Origin of the sequence: Bacteroides sp. B1-V-101, from assembly GCF_023656585.1 — a bacterium.
Classification (GTDB): domain Bacteria; phylum Bacteroidota; class Bacteroidia; order Bacteroidales; family Bacteroidaceae; genus Bacteroides; species Bacteroides thetaiotaomicron.
In genome coordinates, this window is record NZ_JAMOKH010000032.1 from 57,509 (window position 1) to 75,367 (window position 17,859).

General features: G+C 42.8%; 10 protein-coding genes. 3 read left to right on the plus strand and 7 right to left on the minus strand.

Going from position 1 to position 17,859, the window contains the following annotated elements; translation table 11 throughout:
- Nucleotides 1-20: 20 nt before the first annotated feature.
- Nucleotides 21-1,427 (minus strand): IPT/TIG domain-containing protein, encoded by a 1,407-nt coding sequence (locus tag NBH01_RS19705; RefSeq protein ID WP_250700233.1) that lies wholly within the window; start codon nucleotides 1,425-1,427, stop codon nucleotides 21-23.
- 216 nt (nucleotides 1,428-1,643) lie between these two features.
- On the opposite strand from NBH01_RS19705, the gene NBH01_RS19710 reads away from it, so the two are divergent.
- Entirely contained in the window at nucleotides 1,644-2,504 is an 861-nt protein-coding gene (locus NBH01_RS19710) for an AraC family transcriptional regulator (protein ID WP_195740851.1), read from the plus strand.
- 76 nt (nucleotides 2,505-2,580) lie between these two features.
- On the opposite strand, the gene NBH01_RS19715 is transcribed toward NBH01_RS19710, so the two are convergent.
- From NBH01_RS19715 to NBH01_RS19740, 6 genes are all read right to left on the minus strand, one after another.
- Nucleotides 2,581-2,970: an L-rhamnose mutarotase gene (locus tag NBH01_RS19715; RefSeq protein ID WP_008767034.1), complete on the minus strand. Its 390-nt coding sequence runs from the start codon at nucleotides 2,968-2,970 to the stop codon at nucleotides 2,581-2,583.
- An 11-nt stretch (nucleotides 2,971-2,981) separates the two neighbouring features.
- Complete coding sequence (locus NBH01_RS19720; RefSeq protein WP_225678934.1) at nucleotides 2,982-4,625, minus strand: alpha-L-fucosidase; 1,644 nt, start codon at nucleotides 4,623-4,625, stop codon at nucleotides 2,982-2,984.
- Between the two features lie 118 nt (nucleotides 4,626-4,743).
- The gene (locus NBH01_RS19725) at nucleotides 4,744-6,660 is read right to left on the minus strand and encodes a glycoside hydrolase family 97 protein (RefSeq protein WP_225678933.1); all 1,917 of its coding nucleotides are present in this window, start codon (nucleotides 6,658-6,660) and stop codon (nucleotides 4,744-4,746) included.
- A gap of 11 nt (nucleotides 6,661-6,671) precedes the next feature.
- Entirely contained in the window at nucleotides 6,672-8,273 is a 1,602-nt protein-coding gene (locus NBH01_RS19730) for a glycoside hydrolase family 43 protein (protein ID WP_081013566.1), read from the minus strand.
- Nucleotides 8,274-8,287: 14 nt separating this feature from the next.
- Nucleotides 8,288-9,673, minus strand: coding sequence for a family 43 glycosylhydrolase (locus NBH01_RS19735; protein ID WP_062695788.1), 1,386 nt, complete (start codon nucleotides 9,671-9,673; stop codon nucleotides 8,288-8,290).
- Nucleotides 9,674-9,844: 171 nt separating this feature from the next.
- Nucleotides 9,845-11,788 (minus strand): glycoside hydrolase family 97 protein, encoded by a 1,944-nt coding sequence (locus NBH01_RS19740; protein ID WP_132059648.1) that lies wholly within the window; start codon nucleotides 11,786-11,788, stop codon nucleotides 9,845-9,847.
- A gap of 228 nt (nucleotides 11,789-12,016) precedes the next feature.
- Between NBH01_RS19740 and NBH01_RS19745 the strand changes: the two genes are divergently transcribed.
- Nucleotides 12,017-14,821, plus strand: a complete 2,805-nt coding sequence (locus NBH01_RS19745) for a two-component regulator propeller domain-containing protein (RefSeq protein WP_250700234.1) — start codon at nucleotides 12,017-12,019, stop codon at nucleotides 14,819-14,821.
- Between the two features lie 84 nt (nucleotides 14,822-14,905).
- The gene (locus tag NBH01_RS19750) at nucleotides 14,906-17,380 is read left to right on the plus strand and encodes a glycoside hydrolase family 31 protein (protein WP_074858240.1); all 2,475 of its coding nucleotides are present in this window, start codon (nucleotides 14,906-14,908) and stop codon (nucleotides 17,378-17,380) included.
- Nucleotides 17,381-17,859: the final 479 nt, after the last annotated feature.

Consider the following 17,859-nt stretch of genomic DNA (forward strand, 5'->3'; position numbering starts at 1 on the left):
TAAACGATTACTACTCATCATTACATAAATGCCAGTTTCATTATTACTTTATTGCCTGCATCTGCAACGTAAATGTCATTTTCGGGAGTTATACAGATACCATAAGGTCTGTTCATTCTTGAAACTGTAGGATTTCCGGCAGCATATCCGGATTTCCCGCCTATTCCTGCTACGGTACTCATCAATTTTGTCTCCATATTGTACATACGTACACAGTTATTGTTGGCATCACAGATGTATATCACCTTTTCTCCGGTTTCAGGGTCGTGCATTGACAAAATCTGTTGAGGATTGTTCAATCTTGCCACAGAAACGTGTCCATCTTGATATGCTCCTGGTCCCTGTATGCCGCAGACATCTGTCTCAAAGCCGCTGTCTTCCGGATTCTTTGTCAAATCAATGCAGGTTATTTTGTTGTATTCATTCAAGGCACAGTAAATCTTGGTCGGGTCGTCGGGGTCTGTAGCCAGACATGCATCTGATTTGGCAAAAGTGGTGACATAATCGTAGACACGATCTTCAAGTTTGAAACGGAAGAATTGACCTTGCCACGTCCGGCAATAGATAAAACTTTCGCCATTAGCATCTGTTGCACGAGCATAGGAACACATATACTCCAACTTCTGACCGCTTGGTACGGGACGATATCCTTTTGCCTGGTAACTGGCGTCGGGGGCAATCAACTTCCTTTTCACAAAAGACCATGAATCCTTAGGATCAACTTCCCCCAAAAATGGAGCATGGTGCGCACAGAAGTAAACCTTCTCTGTTTTGTCATCATAATACGGAGTGCTAGGCGAGCCTCCGTTTTCAGTAGATGCTCCATAATCCAAAAACTTAGAGTAGTTCTCAGGTTCATTAATGTAAATAAGACTGCCACTTTGACCTGTATTTTTATGGTTCATATATATGACGCCACTGGGATCGCACGCTAGATGCTGCATACTATTGGCAAATGTTGTGGTTTCCAAGCTTCCTTCTACAAATGTTTCTGTATTGGAGTTGAGCTGTCCGGCTACATATATCAACTGATAATTCTTTTCATAGGCGAAATGCTTTTCTGCGAAAATAGTATCGGTGGTGTTACCGTTTAAAAGCATACCTATCTTACAATCATCGCCCGGGAGTTTCGGGACATGAACCAGCACCCGATCGCCGGATGCTCCTACAACAATCGCTTCTTTTTTATTAAAGAATACACGTACCTTTTTAGGGTTGTTGCCAAAGTTTTCACCCTGGAGGATTACTTTATCAAAGTATCCGCCTTCCTGGGGAGACAATTCGCTAATTCTGACCGGAAGATTAGGGTTATACCCGTCTTCTCCTTTGTCATCGCTGCATGAAACAATTGTAAACGCTGTGGTCACAAAAAGAAAAGTTCGGAGTCCAATAAGAGGAAGCCATGTGTTTTTTCTCATACTTTTCATAAATATTCCTATTAGATTATATACCGCAAATGTAACAACTCGGCAGTCCACATTGTAGGACTAATACGATTTAGAGTAATACAATATCGACATGAACGACTATAGCAGGATTTATTATAAAACAATATCGATATATTATTTAAAATTATCGACATCAAAAGAGTTATATTTATTTTTTATATATCTTTATCTTCACATTAATAAACCCTATATGCTATGGCTTCATTTGTTGATAAATTACACCCGCTTGTTTTGAACATCGGTTTGGCTATTCATAATGCCGATTGGAACTGGAAAAATGTCAATAGCCCTTTTACACGTTTATATTATGTGACAGAAGGTACTGCACAAGTCTTAATATCGGGTAAAACTCAGATTCTAAAAGCTAACCACATGTATTTTATTCCAGCTTTTACCAAACATAGCTATATCTGCAACTCTTATTTTTCCCACTATTATCTGCATATATATGAAGAACACCAGTCAGACAGCAACTTACTGGACAATTGGGATTTTCCAATAGAAATCCCCGCTGTCGAAATAGATTTGGCATTATTTCAGCGGCTCTGCACTATAAATCCGCATATGACCTTACAGAAATCAGACCCGACTTCTTACGATAACAATTACACCCTTATGCAGAATCTGCTAAAAAACAAACAACGAACCTTGTCTGATAAGATAGAATCAAGAGGTATCGTATATCAATTGCTAGCACGTTTCTTAAAAAGAGCTCAAGTAAAAATGGAATTGAAAGACAATCGGATAGAAGAAGCCATTCACTATATCCGTAAACATATAAATGAAACTATTGATTTAGGAGTACTCGCCGAGAATTCCTGTTTATCAAAAGACCATTTTATTCGTCTATTCAAAAAAGAGACAGGAGATACACCCTTAAAATACATTAACCGCAAGAAAATAGAAAAAGCTCAACTCATACTAATAACCGATGATATGTCAATCAAAAATGTTGCATTAAATCTTGCTTTTGAAGATTATTCATACTTCAACAGGTTATTCAAAAAAATCACAGGTATTACTCCCCAAGAATATCGCACCTCTTATCACTCTTAAGCAGAAAAAAAGGAATAGCAACTTTCACACTATTCCTTTTTTCTCAACACGTAGTAAACGATTACGTTATCCTCAACTAATCTTCATACAGATAAAACATACGTTCCATCAACTTCCATTTTTCAGCAGAAGAACTCAAATACGGACAGTCTTGAAATTTAGACACATACTTTTCCCACTCAGCCTGCCGCGGAAGATTAGACAGTTTATCCATAGCTATCTCCCAATCAAAGTCCAGTGGAGTTTCTATAATCATAAAAAGTTGTGATCCCAATATATAAATTTCCATTTCCAGAATCCCTACTGCACGTATCCCCGCCCTTATTTCCGGCCATGCCTTTTCTTCACTATGTATCTTACGATACTCTTCAATCAGAATCGGATTATTTTTAAGGCTTAAAGTTTGGCAATACCTCTTTGTAGGCATGCTATACTCTTTCATTTTGTATCCCTGAATAGACGACATAGTAATAATTTTTATTTTCTAATTTTCAAGACAGGGGCTATATTCTTCAACGATTTAGCGGGTATATCAACAACAAGTCCCTTATCAGTACGTGTAAAAGATACTTTTCCGTAACCAAGCAACTCTACTCTGCCTATTTTAGTGGGATATAACCCGTTACCTTCCGCTAAAGACCTAATTAAGATTTTCCCATCTTCAGGCCATCCTAAAACTGTAGCATACAAATTTTTATCTGTTTGTGTAAAACGTATTTCCTTTGTATCAGCTTTACTATAGGCCCATTCGTTAAACCCCTGGGCGTTGAGTTGAACATCTTTATCCGCTATAGGTCCCTCACCAAATATTTTCCATGGACGCGTTTGATAGATTGCTTCCTTATTGATATTCATCCAATTACCAAATTCATTCAATATCTTTTCTTCTTTTTCATCAAATGTACCATCTGCACGCAACGGGACACTCAGAAGTAAGTTACCATTTTTACTGACAATATCAACTAACAGCTTCACTACGTCAGCTGCCGACTTATATTGATTATTATTATAAATAGACGTATTATAATGCCACCCGCCAAGGCACGAACATGACTGCCAAGGTTCATCTATTATTTTATTAGGAGCTCCACGTTCTACGTCCCATACCAAAGCTTTACGTTGATTTGCATCAAGAATCTTACCAAACATTACGGCATTCAATTTACCCTTTTGCATTGACATATTATGATTATAAAAATGAGCCGCAATTTTTAAGCCTGCATCACTTATAGGATAAAAAGGTGCAACAGTTACATCAAAATACAACAAATCCGGATTATAACGGTTTATTACATCAAGTGTACGATTATAGAAATTAGTGCAATATTCCTGTGTTGGTAAACAAACTCCATTTCCCCATGCCCATTGCCTATGAATTGTACCATTATCCCAACTATCCTGACTTAACGGATGATTCTGAGCATACAAGTCCTGAGGATCATATCCTTCCCACCACTTTCCTTTTCCATCAGCTTTCGTTAATTTCCCATCATACGGAATACCTTTTTTAGGACCTTGAGTATCGTGTCTTTGGGAAGTCTCATACCAACTCCAGGCATGGTCTGCATGCAGACTGACCCCAAAATAAAGTCCATGTTTACGCGCAGCTCTTTCCCATCCTTTCAATATATCTTTTTTAGGCCCCATATTAACCGAGTTCCATGGTTGATACTTACTATCCCAAAGGTCCATATTATCATGATGGTTACCCAAAGCAAAAAAATACTGAGCACCTATTTTTTTATAAAATGCAACCAACTTATCGGGGTCCCATTTTTCAGCCTTCCATAACGGAATAATATCTTTAAAGCCAAATTCAGAAGGATGACCGTAGTTCGCTATATGATGTCGATATTCAGGCGAATTTTCCATATACAAAGAACGAGCCATCCAATCGCCAGATCCTTCCACACATTGGGGGCCCCAATGAGCCCAAATGCCAAACTTTACATTTCTAAACCATTCCGGTATTTTATAATTAGCCAATGATTCCCAAGTAGGCTGGAATTTCCCTTGCATCATAGGTTCATCTTGCTCCGAAACAGGAACCTGATAGTTTTGAGCAGATAAAGTCTCCGCTATAAATAACAAGGATAGTAATAGTAATTTTTTTGCTTTCATAAATATTACGATTGAATTATATAATGCAAACGTAGCGCTTTTTTAGTGAAAAAAAATAGGATGAATACGATTTACAATAAAACAATATCGACTTTTAAAACAATATCATTTATTATCCTTACTTTATTACTGCCACAAATCCTCCACGAGGAAGACATGACATATCCATTTTATCGTTTGATAACTGGATGTCTTCTTCGATGGCAAAACTCTTATCGTCCACCCCATCCTTAAATACATCCATCGTTTTTCCTTCAACTTGCAGAGGAGTCAATGAGAAAGAAAGAGTTTTATTCTCGTTAGTTCCGTTCAATCCTCCAATATACCAAACATCTCCCTTACGTCGTGCCAGTACGATATCAGCACCCGGATACCCACTCAGTAATTTTGTATCATCCCAAGTCGTAGGTAATCCAGAAAGGAATTCTCTTACTTGTAGAGGTAGTGAACTGTACACCTCCGGCCTATCAGGCATGTGCTGTAAAGCTGACTCAAACACAACAGACAAAGCTAATTCATGCCCACAAGTAGTGATATGAGGATGTTGGGAATCAGAGAATGTACCAGGTGTATAATCCATTGAGCCAATGACATTTCTGGTAAATGGCAATGTTACATTATGTTCAGCAGCACGATCTGTAAGTATTGGCTTATTGTTATACCACTCTGCCCCATAAACGGCTTCCATAGTCATCAGATGAGGATAAGTCCTTTGCCATCCACGAGGAATAGTAGCTCCATGAAAATTGACCATTAATTTATATTTAGCTGCATCTTCCAGCAAATCAATATAATAATCCATATTAGACGAATAATCATCAGGAAAAAAATCAATCTTAACCCCTACTACACCTGACTTTTGAAGCCAAGTATATTCCTTTATTCTGTTTTCCTTACTATTCAAGCGGTAAAGAGGACCCGGCCCCATCCAAGCAGTTGACGAATTATACCAAATCATAGGCTTTATATTTCGACTAAGAGAATAGGTTATCAAATCTTCAATATCGCCACCATTAGACATTTCATTCCATTCCGCATCTATCAGACTATATGGCCACTTCATATCAACAGCCAAGTCTATGTAGCCTTTTACAATTTTGAAATCTTTAGAGCCATGGTTATGTGCCCAGTATACCCATGATGCAGCCCCCGGCATAATCCAACTTGTATCAGAGATTTTACTAGGGTCCGAAACATCTGTCACTAAAGTAGATTCTACAACATCAGACAGAGCACCTATCATAAGCACTCTCCAGGGTGATGTGAATGAACTGTCCAGGGCTAATTGATCATCTGTCATCCGCACTTGATATTGATTCATATCATTTCCATTAAACAATCTGGAACCACTATGTCCACGAAGTATATTGGCCTCAGTTATCAACACAAACAATGAATCGGCTGGTTCCAAAAGTAATGGATAGCCCCACATATTGTCTTTGCCTCTTTCTGCTCTGGTTTTCAATGGATAGAAACCTTCATAACCAACAGAATAATTCTGTATCCATCTTTTCGTTCCTTCCGGAATATAGTAAGCTGTATGTTCAGATGTCAGACTATCCTTATCTTGAACAGATGGTAAGCTATATCGAAATACAATCCCGTCATCGTAAGCCCTGAAAACGACATCTAAGGTTTCTGCCTTCTCATTCTCAAACCGAAATATCCTTTCATTTCCTCTATTCTGACAATGACTTCTTTTACCGGTAAGCATCACATAATCATCTTCAATTAGTTTAGTACCGGAAACAGATTTCAACCTGATGTTATCGGTAAATGACATAAGCTGAGTTTCCAAGCCAATTCGGGTATCAGATAGAACCCTTCTGGAAGTTTTACCATCTTTATAGTCGACATTAAAAAAGACTTTGCCAAAACCGTCTTTTTCAGTATCTTCCTTTATTTCAACAGAAAGACATATCTTCCCATTAGGAGAAATCACATCTGTATCTTTTTGAGAACAAGAACAGAATGGAATACAAATGAGCACATAAAGCAGTAATTCATAACTTAAACAATTAAAGGAATGTTTCATACACTAAACAATTAATATAAATAAATAAACTCATCCACATCGATATACCCCGCATCCACTATATTATTAAAACAGTAAATCCCAATGCGGCTTCCCCGGTAATATCCCCATTCAAGTTGATATGCCTCTCCGAACGGGGTAAACTTCCTACCATCTGTACTATATGAAAATTGGCTTTTTCCATCCAGCCCCCATACAGATTTAATCCACACCTTGTTTCCCTTTATCGCAGGACCTGTGATTTTCTCTTTATTGGTATGGAATTCCAGATTCCGGTCTTTGCCGGACTGGCGTACCCCCACCATGGCATAACTCTTAGAGTAATGACACAATCCGGCTTTCTGTCCGTCAACCATGCCCTTAATGTTCATTTTTACAATAACTTCATTTTTGTTTGTACGAAAACAACGCTGAGTCAAGGTATTTCCCGCTTTCAGCAAATTATCCGTGACTAATGGACGAAAAGCTTTTAACCGCAAATTGCCTGGTCTTTCCGTCAATGACCACATCTCGTCCCGGGGCTGGTAGTTCCATTCCCATTGAGGAGAAAGTACCGACTTGCTAAAATCATCAGATGATTGTGGAGTCCGAACCGGATACTCATTGGAAGGCTTGGACGCCTGCCATACCATTGTGCCAATGCCATCCTGCCCAACCTCACCAATAATCGGCCAACCATCGACCCAATATACCGGTAGCAGACTAGCAATCCGGCCTGCCCAGTCACCCGTACCGTGGTGGGTAAAGAAATACCACTTCCCGTCGGGACCTTCAACAAGTCCGCCTTGATTAGGCTCATTATATTCACGCTGTACATGACTTAATTGTTTCCTTTCAAGATACGGTCCTGTAATTGAAGAAGAACGTTGCATCATGATATATCTACCACCATTTTTAACTTCACTGAAAAAATGATAATATGTACCGTTGATTTTATAAAGTTTACTTGCTTCGCGACCATAACCCTCATTAATTAATATTTTAGAGTCTTCGATCAAGGTCTTTCCATCAGATGTCATCCGGTACAGGTAAGTTTTATATTTATCGGCAAAATGGGTACCTACAAAATATAGTTGCCCGTCATCGTCAAAGAAAGGACAACAATCATCCCATCCCTTTTCTGCTTTTACACAGTGCAACGGTTCCCACGGTCCCGCAGGATCGGTAGCTGTCGACATAAAATAACCTTCATCCGGTGTACCGAAATACACATAGAATTTTCCCTGATAATAACGAATTGCCCCTGCCCAAATACCTCGGCCATAACGATTCATACGCGTCCAGTTCATTTCTTCACTGATCTGTCTCAGATTAGAAACCACATGACCTTTAATCGTCCAGTTCACCAAATCCTTGGAATGTATGATCACCATACCTGGGGAATATTGAAAGGTAGAAGAAATAGCATAATAATCATCCCCCACACGAATACAATCAATGTCACTGTAATCGGAAGGAAGGACAGGATTACAATAGGTGCCATCTCCCTGATCGCCCCAAGTTGTCCATTCTCCCCACTTGTAATCATTCTGTGCAAATACATTTACTGTTGACAAAGTAAAAATCAATACTACAATACATGTGGGGACTTTCATATTCATTTTTATATTCATACACTTTTGGCTTATTAATAAATATTCCATTCCCAGATACCGGGGACTCCTTTTAGGATTTTAATTCTCAGATAACGGAACCTTTTATTCAAGACATCGGTATGTGGTGAACACATCTTCCTATCTTGATGGACAGCGAACTCTTGCCAGACTTTTCCATCTATCGATGCTTCAATAACATAAGCATGTCCGGCAGTAGGGCGTACAAAATAAATTTCACTGCGTCTGACCTTCTTTACAGTACCCAAATCTGCCACAATCCATGGATTAATACTATCTTCGGCAGCAGACATCCATCGGGAACCATTTGCCCCGTCCACCGCAAAAGAAGGAACAAAATATTCTGTCCGCAGACATGTCGGGTCTTTCATCGGTTCAATCTTCAACGGCACTTCAATACTAGACGCATAAACAGTATCTATTTTTATTTTTTTATCTGATTTCACCTTCTTCAATGCCCCCACTCCATCCATTGTTAGTTCGACAGGGCGAATCGTACCGTCTTCATTAAATTTCAGTTGATTCACATATGTCTGACGGTTTGTACTTCGCCTGCCAAACTCTAAATATGCGAAATAATAATTATCCGTACCCTCAAGATGAAAGACACAACCATGTCCCGGTCCGAAGATTCCCCGTTCATAATTGGTAGTAGATATTATATCCTGTTCAGGAGCTTCAAAAGGTCCCATAGGGGAAACCCGGCTCATTACATACGCATATTGATATTTCTCATCCCCTCCGATAGTGTACAAATAATAATATATTCCTTTACGTTTGAAAAAGATAGGTCCCTCAGAGTACTCCTTGCGAGGAGTAGAAATTACCTGTACTACAGAATCCACCGTAATCATATCCTCGTTGAGTTTGGCTACATGCCTTCGTCCCCAAAACACATAAGCCTGTCCATCGTCGTCAACAAAGATTTCAGCATCAATCCCGCCCGGATTCTTACTCTGCAATAAAGTAGAAGGAGTAAAAGGCTTATAGAATTCGTCTTTCCCACGTGCCAGTTTAAACGGTCCTTCAGGCTTATCAGCTACAGCAGGATACATATACCCATTGATAGTGGGATATATATAATATTTACCATTAGCAAAAATTGCTTTACTGGGAGCCCAATACTTCTCCTTTGCAGCCGAAGGGAAGTAAGTTCCATCAAAACTCCAGTGTACAAAGTCTTTTGATTTCCATACTACCGGAGGGCCTGATGTTTTAAGTCCCTGCCCATAGCCATCAGTAGTGGCATAGCAATAAAAGACACCATTAATTTCCTGAATACTCGCATCGGCAATCATATCCGGAATCAATGCATTGCCAAAAGGATTATTGTGCTGAGCTTTCACTTTCCCTAACAACATCATTACCAGCACAAAACTAAAAAAGATCTGTTTTTGCATACTATTATCTATTATCCAAAGTTAATGCCTGATTCATACAAAAATTACAGTTGAATAAGACAATGCAAACGTACTTTTTTTCTGGTAAGTTTAATAGGATAAATACGATTTACGATAAGACAATACCGATATTTAAAGTAACAGCATTTACAAATAAACCATATTGACAGGCTACTTTATACAAAGAATACCTCCTTGAGGGCGGATTTCCAACTGCACCTTACCGTTTTCCTTCACTTTCAGTGACGTTAACTCCGGTTCTCCCTTTTTATCATCCTTATAAAGAGCCACCGTCTTTCCGGCAAACATTTCCAAATCCAGTTTTAGTTTCAGCGGTTCTTTGCCGGCATTTACAGCCGCCAGATACCAGGTATCTCCCTGACGACGGGCCAACACCACATACTTCCCCGGATAGCCATCAACAAACCGTGTCTCATCCCACGTTGTGGGCACCCGCTTCATAAAGTCCATGCAAACAGCCGGAACATCTTTCAGATTGTTAGGAGCCAGTGCAAAGTTCTGAACCGGATTCTGAAAGAGAACGGTAGTCGCCAACTGGAACACGTCCGTAGTCCGGCGTGTCGTACCGCCGTCGTTATTACGGTTCAGGCGCTTATTCAGAAAGCAGCCGCCAAACTCCATCGATCCCACCGTATTGCGGATAAACGGATGCAGGCAAGTATTGAACGCTTCCTCATCACAGAAATGCTGATTGAACACCATATTTTCCGAAGCCAGCACTGCTTCACTGCCCACATAATTCGGATACATACGCTCCCATCCGCGAGGTAATGTGCAACCGTGGAAAATCACCATCAATCCGTGATCGTCCGCATCACTCAGAATATCTTCATACAGCCGCATTGTCTCCTGCTTGTCACCGCCGAAGAAATCAACCTTGATTCCCTTCACACCGAGACTTTGCAGCCATTTCATTTCACGTTTACGAATGATTGCATTATCCATTCGGTTCACCGGTCCCTGTTCAATGTCATTCCAATAGCCGGAAGAACTATACCACAAGAACAACTCGACACCTTTATCGCGTGCATACTCAACCAGCGACTTCATACGCTGATGCCCGATTCTAGTATCCCACCAGTTATCGATCAACGCATACTCATATCCCATAGCCGAAGCAAAATCAATGTAACGTACCTGATCATCATAGTTGATACTGCCGTCCTGCCAAAGAATCCAGCTCCACGTGCCACGCCCGAAACGATAATCATGTTTTGTTTCATAAAGCGGGCTTACCACATCCCACGGAACGGTTGTTTCTACAATCGGCTTCAGATGATCTCCCACTGTGATGGTACGCCACGGAGTAGCGCCGGGCAGTGCAAAAGCAGGAGCGACCGTTCCGTTTCCATTATTTTCTTCCGCCATCGGAAAGGCGACCGTATATAAATTCCCTTCACTCACATCACTCAAACGTGAACCGCAATAACGACTGTCCACACCCGTCTCGCTGACCAGCACCCAACCGTCATTTCCTATACGAAACAAACAAGGGAACGTATACCCATGTCCGTACTGCGAACGGTCGCTCATCGGCGCATCCGCTTTATATTCTTCTTCATAACTGGGTTTCGTACGTTTCCAGCCAATCATCGCATCGCTCTGCGGACACAAGAAAGTAGTAGTCTGCTCCGGAAAGCGGAAACCTGTTTGTTCTTCCTTCACCGTCACACTCGCTTTTCCTCCCTGATGCGGCAAAGTATAGCGGAAAGCCACATCATTATCACTCACCCGAAAAATAACTCCCAGCTTTTGTCCCTGCTCATTCTCTAAATGACAAGTCAGTTCATTGGCACGGTAATGTACGTTGGAAACTTTGATACGTGTCTGTTGATAAACAGTATCGATCTTGTCGACGGAATGTCCGGTCAGTTTAAGATTCTTCGTAAAATCACCGATATTGGTATTCATGCCTAAAGGAGACTTTTCCAACATCGTCTTTCCGTTGTAACTCACAGAATAACAAGGCTTCGTCTCGTTTTGCACAAATACCGCCAACTGCAACTTTTCGTCCGGTCCTTTTACAACCACATCCTGTGCTGCAAGAGTGCTTATACCAAGAATCGCTGTCAAAGTGCTTACAAGTTTCTTCATAATATTATTTTTCTTTTATGATTAAATGTCTTCATTGTAACAAAAGCAAAAATAGGGAATATAATTATATTCGCATACAAACTTTCATCGTTTGCATGATTTCCCCCCCTTTTTTGATTGATATGCAGACATTCCCTCCCGAAACCCTTTACAAAAAGAACAGTTAATCCAAGTATAACCCCGACTTTTTTTATCTTTGCATCATCGAACATCATAATCCTTATCCCAATGGCGGCAAATAACCAGAAAAACACCCGAATACTACTATTCCTCCTCCTGTGTATCAGGATGACACTGACGGTGGACGCCAGCGACTTCCTGTTTACATCGATCAACACGGCACAAGGATTGAGCGACAACCAGATACGCTACATACTCCAACTCCCCGACGGAAGAATGGTATTCACCACCAACGGGAATGTCAATCTGTATGACGGCGTACATTTCAGCTACCTTCACCGCACGGCAGAAGACATTTCCCCGCTGAAACAGTATGAAGGATGTTACCGCATCTATCAATGCGGAGATTCACTCCTATGGATTAAAGATTATCATAAACTGATGTGCATCGATCTCCATCAAGAAAAATACATACCTCACCTTGACTCCTATTTCCGCAGAAAAGAGATACACGAACCGGTAGAAGACCTTTTCGTCGACAATTCGGGACGTATCTGGCTACTTACTTCCCAGGAGTTGCGGGAACTGGAAACGGGCATCCGCCTCGCCCTGCCGGAGAATGAACATCGACAGCTACAGGACATACATTCGGATGAACTTGCGGTTTACCTATTCTATCATACGGGCGAGGTCGTTTGTTACGATCCGAAAACCGGGAAACAGTTGTATGACAGAGCTGCTTATCCCGCTTCCGAACAGGAGAACTTCAACCGTACTTCTCTCGTTGTCAAAAGCAAAAAAGGATTCTACCAGTTACGCAACGGCCGCAAAGGAGGATTCTTCTACTTTAATCCCCAAAACCGGACATGGGAGAAGCTGTTCGAACAGAACTACACGCTCAACACCCTGATCATCACTCCACAGGGCGATAAAGCTTATATCAGTTGTGTTCACGGTTTCTGGATCATCGACCTCGAAAGCAGGGAACAGCAATACATCCCCGTACTGGAAACAAAGAAAGGACAGCTCGTTTCGACCGAAGTCAGCACCATCTTTCAGGATGCCCAGGGCGGTTTATGGGTCGGCACACTCAATCGGGGATTACTCTATCATCATCCTGCCACACACAAACTGATTCACGTCAGCCGCACTGCTTTCCCCGCATCACCGGAAGAGGATGTCGCTGTCAAAGCCTTTGCAGAAGATGATAACGGCAATATCTATCTGAAAAGCCATTCCACAATCTATCAGTTAGCTGTCGATCAGGACGGTTCACGGACTCTGCTGCCTGTACCAGCCTCATCGGTCTCTGCAGAATTGGCAAAGGAATTAGATCAAAGAGGTGGAAACAAATATTACAGAGGGCAATCATACACCGCCCTATGCACCGACACACGGGGCTGGACATGGGCAGGGACAGCCGACGGACTGGAACTCTTCACCGATCAAGAGCAAACACCGGATAGCAAACCGACCACACAAACAGCAGATAATCAATCCGCCTCACCTAATAAACAAGCCCACCGCATTTTCTATCGTGAAAACGGACTGAGCAATAACTTCGTACAATCAATCATCGAAGACAGAAACAACTATATCTGGGTAACTACCAGCAATGGCATCTCACGTATCCATATCAATCCGGAGAATCAGGAAATCGGCTTTACCAACTTCAATCAACTGGACGGGGCTTTAGAAGAGGAATATATACAGGGAGCTATCTTTGAGTCTTCGGACGGTACACTCTATTTCGGAGGCATCGACGGCTTTACCATTTTCCGTCCCGACCATGAATCCGCCACTCCGGGCCTGCCTTACAAACCGGTTTTCACCAACTTACATCTCTACGGTGAAAAAGTAAACACAGGAGAAAAGTACGGAAACCGCATCATCCTGCCGCAAGCCGCCCCTTACACAAAGGAGCTAGAACTGGACTATAACCAGAACTTTCTGACCTTCGAATGTTCGGCACTGAACTACGTGAACAGCGAACGCACCTACTACCGCTACCAACTGGAAGGCATCGACAAACAATGGATGAACGCTTTCGCCAGCGGACAAGGGAATGCAACAGTCGGCAACGGCATCCTACAGGCCTCCTATACCAATTTACCGCCGGGAGAATATACATTCAAAGTCGCTGCATCCGACAACCAGTTACAATGGAACGATAACATCACAAAGATACACGTCATCATCCACGCTCCCTGGTGGAAAACGACTACCGCCTACGTTCTGTATACGATCATCGTGTTACTGATTGTCTTAGCAAGCATCCGCCTCTATATCTATCAGACCAAGAAAAAGATGAAACAGCAACATAAAGAAGAAATCCTGCTGCTCCGCATCCGCAACCTGATAGAGCAATGCAACAGCTATGAAGCCGAACAGAAAGCCCGTTCGGAGAAGAAAAGCCACCCTTCCGTCTGCGACAGGAACGAAACGGCAGATGATAATGAAAAGCCAAACGGCATAGAACCGGACAGTGCAGAATCCGCCTTTTTAGTGCAAGCGATAGAACTGGTAGAAAAGAACCTTGACGTCAACGGCTACTCCGTAGAGCAACTAAGCCGTGACCTCTGCATGGAACGCACCGGACTCTACCGCAAGCTGGTGACTTTGCTCGACCAGTCCCCCAGCCTCTTTATCCGCAACATCCGTCTCCAACGGGCAGCGCAACTACTTGCCGAAGGCAAACTGAGCGTAACCGAAATAGCGGAACGTACCGGCTTCAGCAGTTCCAGCTACCTAAGCAAATGTTTTCAAGAAATGTATGGATGCCGTCCCTCGGAATATACAGAGAAAGCGAAGAGAATGGGACAAGAAGAGAACAGAGCAAAAGCAGGGCAAGCAGAGAACGAGAAGCCACATGAGAAAGCAAAAGAAGAAAAGGAAATGAAGAAATCAACCTGATTGTTGTTTGTTTCAACATAGCTATTGTCCGCAAAATGTCCTTCCATCCTACCTTTGCCGTATCATAAAGCACTTAAAGAAACCATGAAAATGAATCTAAGAAAAACAGGCATCCTGTTGGCATGGGCCATGATCATTGCCGCAAACGGTACGGCACAAAACGTACAACGTACTTCCCAAGGCATCAAGTATGCAGCACAAGGGATGAACGTCAGTGTAGAATTTTATTCGCCTTCCATCGTCCGGGTATATAAGACGCCCGGTGAGACAGCTTCCGACAAAGAAAGCCTCGTTGTCATCAAAGCACCGGAACAAACCCCGGTTTCCTTCGGTGAAAACGGGAAAAATGTAACATTGAGCAGTCAGATGATACAAGTGGAAGTGAACCCCGAAACAGGCGGCATCTACTTCTTCGACAAGCTAGGGCAACGGCTGCTGACCGACAAAGACTACGGAACACAGTTTACCCCTTTCAATGACGCGGGCGTCCCCTCCTACAATGTCCGTCAGGCTTTTCTGCTGGATAAGGACGAAGTAATCTACGGTCTGGGCCAACAGCAGACCGGCAAAGTGAACCAACGCAATCAGAAACTCTTTCTCCGCAACCAGAACATGAGTATCTGTATCCCCTTCATCCACTCCATCAAAGGCTATGCCCTCTACTGGGACAATTACTCCCCTACCACCTTCCTCGACAATCCGCAGGAAACCTCCTTCGACTCGGAAGTAGGCGACTGTGCCGACTACTACTTCATCTACGGCGGCAACGCCGACGGAGTCATAGCCGGAGTACGCGACCTGACCGGACAAGCCCCGTTGTATCCTCTCTGGACACTGGGCTTCTGGCAATGCCGCGAACGCTACAAAAGTCCGGACGAACTGTGCGAAGTCGTAGACAAATACCGGGAGCTGAAAGTTCCTCTGGATGGAATCATCCAAGACTGGCAATACTGGGGCTGCAACGAGAACTGGAACTCCATGAAATTCCAGAATCCCCGCTACATCAACAAGATGGGTGACCCGGAATACATGAAATTCCTCCCGAACGGAGAAGACAAGAATGCCGACTACGGCACTCCCCGCATCAAAAGCCCCAAAGAAATGATCGACTACGTGCACAAGCAGAACGCCCACATCATGATCTCCGTATGGGCCTCCTTCGGTCCGTGGACAGAAATGTATCAGAAGATGGACAGTCTGAAAGCACTGCTCCATTTCGAAACGTGGCCGCCCAAAGCCGGAGTCAAACCTTACGACCCGTATAATCCGGCAGCACGGGACATCTACTGGGAAGCGATGAAAAAGAACATCTTCGACCTCGGCATGGACGCCTGGTGGCTCGACTCCACCGAACCGGACCATATGGATATCAAAGACCAGGACTTCAACACGCAGACTTATCTGGGTTCTTTCCGCAGGGTACACAACGCCTTCCCTTTAATGTCCAACAAAGGCGTATACGAACACCAACGCGCCACTACTTCCGACAAACGCGTATTCCTGCTTACCCGTTCCTCCTTCCTCGGACAGCAACGGTATGCTTCCCATTCATGGAGCGGAGACGTAACTTCCGAATGGTCCGTCATGCGCAAGCAACTAGCGGCAGGACTGAACTATGCGTTATGCGGCATCCCGTACTGGAACACAGACCTAGGTGGCTTCTTCGCATGGAGATATAACAATAACGTAAACAACATCGCCTATCATGAACTGCACGTCCGCTGGTATCAGTGGGGAGTATTCCAGCCGATCATGCGTTCACACAATTCCAGTCCGGTAGCCGTAGAAATCTATCAGTTCGGCAAGAAAGGCGACTGGTCATACGATGCACTGGAGAAATACACTCACTTACGTTACCGCCTGCTGCCATACATCTACAGCACTTCCTGGGAAGTGACCAGCAAAGCAGGCAGCATCATGCGCCCTCTCATGATGGACTTCCCGAAAGACAAGAAAGTGCTCGATATGGACACCGAATATATGTTCGGACGCAACTTCCTGGTTCGCCCGGTGACGGATTCATTGTACACATGGCAGGACAAGAAGCAAAACGGTCATCAGAAAGACATGAGCAAAATCGGAAAGACCGATGTTTACCTTCCCCAAGGTGCCCGCTGGATCGACTTCTGGACCGGGCAAACACTGGAAGGCGGACAGACCCTGCAACGTGAAGTCCCGATCGACATTATGCCGATCTACGTCCGTGCCGGTTCTATTCTCCCCTGGGGTCCCGCCGTGCAATACTCTACAGAAAAGAAATGGGACAATCTGACCATCCGTATCTATCCGGGAGCGAACGCGGAATTTACCCTTTACGAAGATGAGTTCGACAACTACAATTACGAAAAGGGAGCTTACTCTACCATTACCTTGAAATGGAACGACCAAGACCGTACACTGACCATCGACGACCGGAAAGGCAGCTATAAAGGAATGCTGAAAAGCCGCAAATTCAACCTCATAGTTGTAGAACCGGGAAAAGGCTGTGGCGACGGAGACGCAACCACCTTTGACAAATCCATCTCCTATAGAGGTAAGAAAGTGATTACCAAGCTATAAACTGACGATAATCAGATAACTAACACGAGTTCGATATGACCCAACTTGTTGGATTATATCGAACTCGTACCATAGTAATAACATGCTTTTCTATTGTCACTTATCACCTTTGAAGGATAATAAACTGATTATCAGCAATCATTTGGTGATAATAAGGGGTGATAATAGGGTGACAATAGCCATATATCACACATTTTATTGTCACCTTTCCCCATCCTATTACCTATTACTTATGATTCAATGCCTATTACTTATTACTTGTTACTTATTACTTGTTACGTTCCCCTATATCCAGCCCCTAACCTTATACAACAAATACCATATACTACCGGTATCTTTTACTTATAGTGCCTTTATTTGTCTTACCCTGGATTTGGTTGACTACTATAAGTATCAACTAAAATGAATAAAAGATGAAAAAGAGTGACATGACCTTTAGTCCTTATCAGCTTGAACTTCTTGGCGATTTCTATCGTTCG

Excerpts from the sequence above, each read along its gene's own strand:
- NBH01_RS19725 (WP_225678933.1), bottom strand. The coding sequence starts at position 6,660 with ATGAAACATTCCTTTAATTGTTTAAGTTATGAATTACTGCTTTATGTG.
- NBH01_RS19735 (WP_062695788.1), bottom strand. The coding sequence starts at position 9,673 with ATGCAAAAACAGATCTTTTTTAGTTTTGTGCTGGTAATGATGTTGTTA.
- NBH01_RS19730 (WP_081013566.1), bottom strand. The coding sequence starts at position 8,273 with ATGAATATAAAAATGAATATGAAAGTCCCCACATGTATTGTAGTATTG.
- NBH01_RS19745 (WP_250700234.1), top strand. The coding sequence starts at position 12,017 with ATGGCGGCAAATAACCAGAAAAACACCCGAATACTACTATTCCTCCTC.
- NBH01_RS19740 (WP_132059648.1), bottom strand. The coding sequence starts at position 11,788 with ATGAAGAAACTTGTAAGCACTTTGACAGCGATTCTTGGTATAAGCACT.
- NBH01_RS19750 (WP_074858240.1), top strand. The coding sequence starts at position 14,906 with ATGAAAATGAATCTAAGAAAAACAGGCATCCTGTTGGCATGGGCCATG.
- NBH01_RS19710 (WP_195740851.1), top strand. The coding sequence starts at position 1,644 with ATGGCTTCATTTGTTGATAAATTACACCCGCTTGTTTTGAACATCGGT.
- NBH01_RS19720 (WP_225678934.1), bottom strand. The coding sequence starts at position 4,625 with ATGAAAGCAAAAAAATTACTATTACTATCCTTGTTATTTATAGCGGAG.
- NBH01_RS19715 (WP_008767034.1), bottom strand. The coding sequence starts at position 2,970 with ATGTCGTCTATTCAGGGATACAAAATGAAAGAGTATAGCATGCCTACA.
- NBH01_RS19705 (WP_250700233.1), bottom strand. The coding sequence starts at position 1,427 with ATGAAAAGTATGAGAAAAAACACATGGCTTCCTCTTATTGGACTCCGA.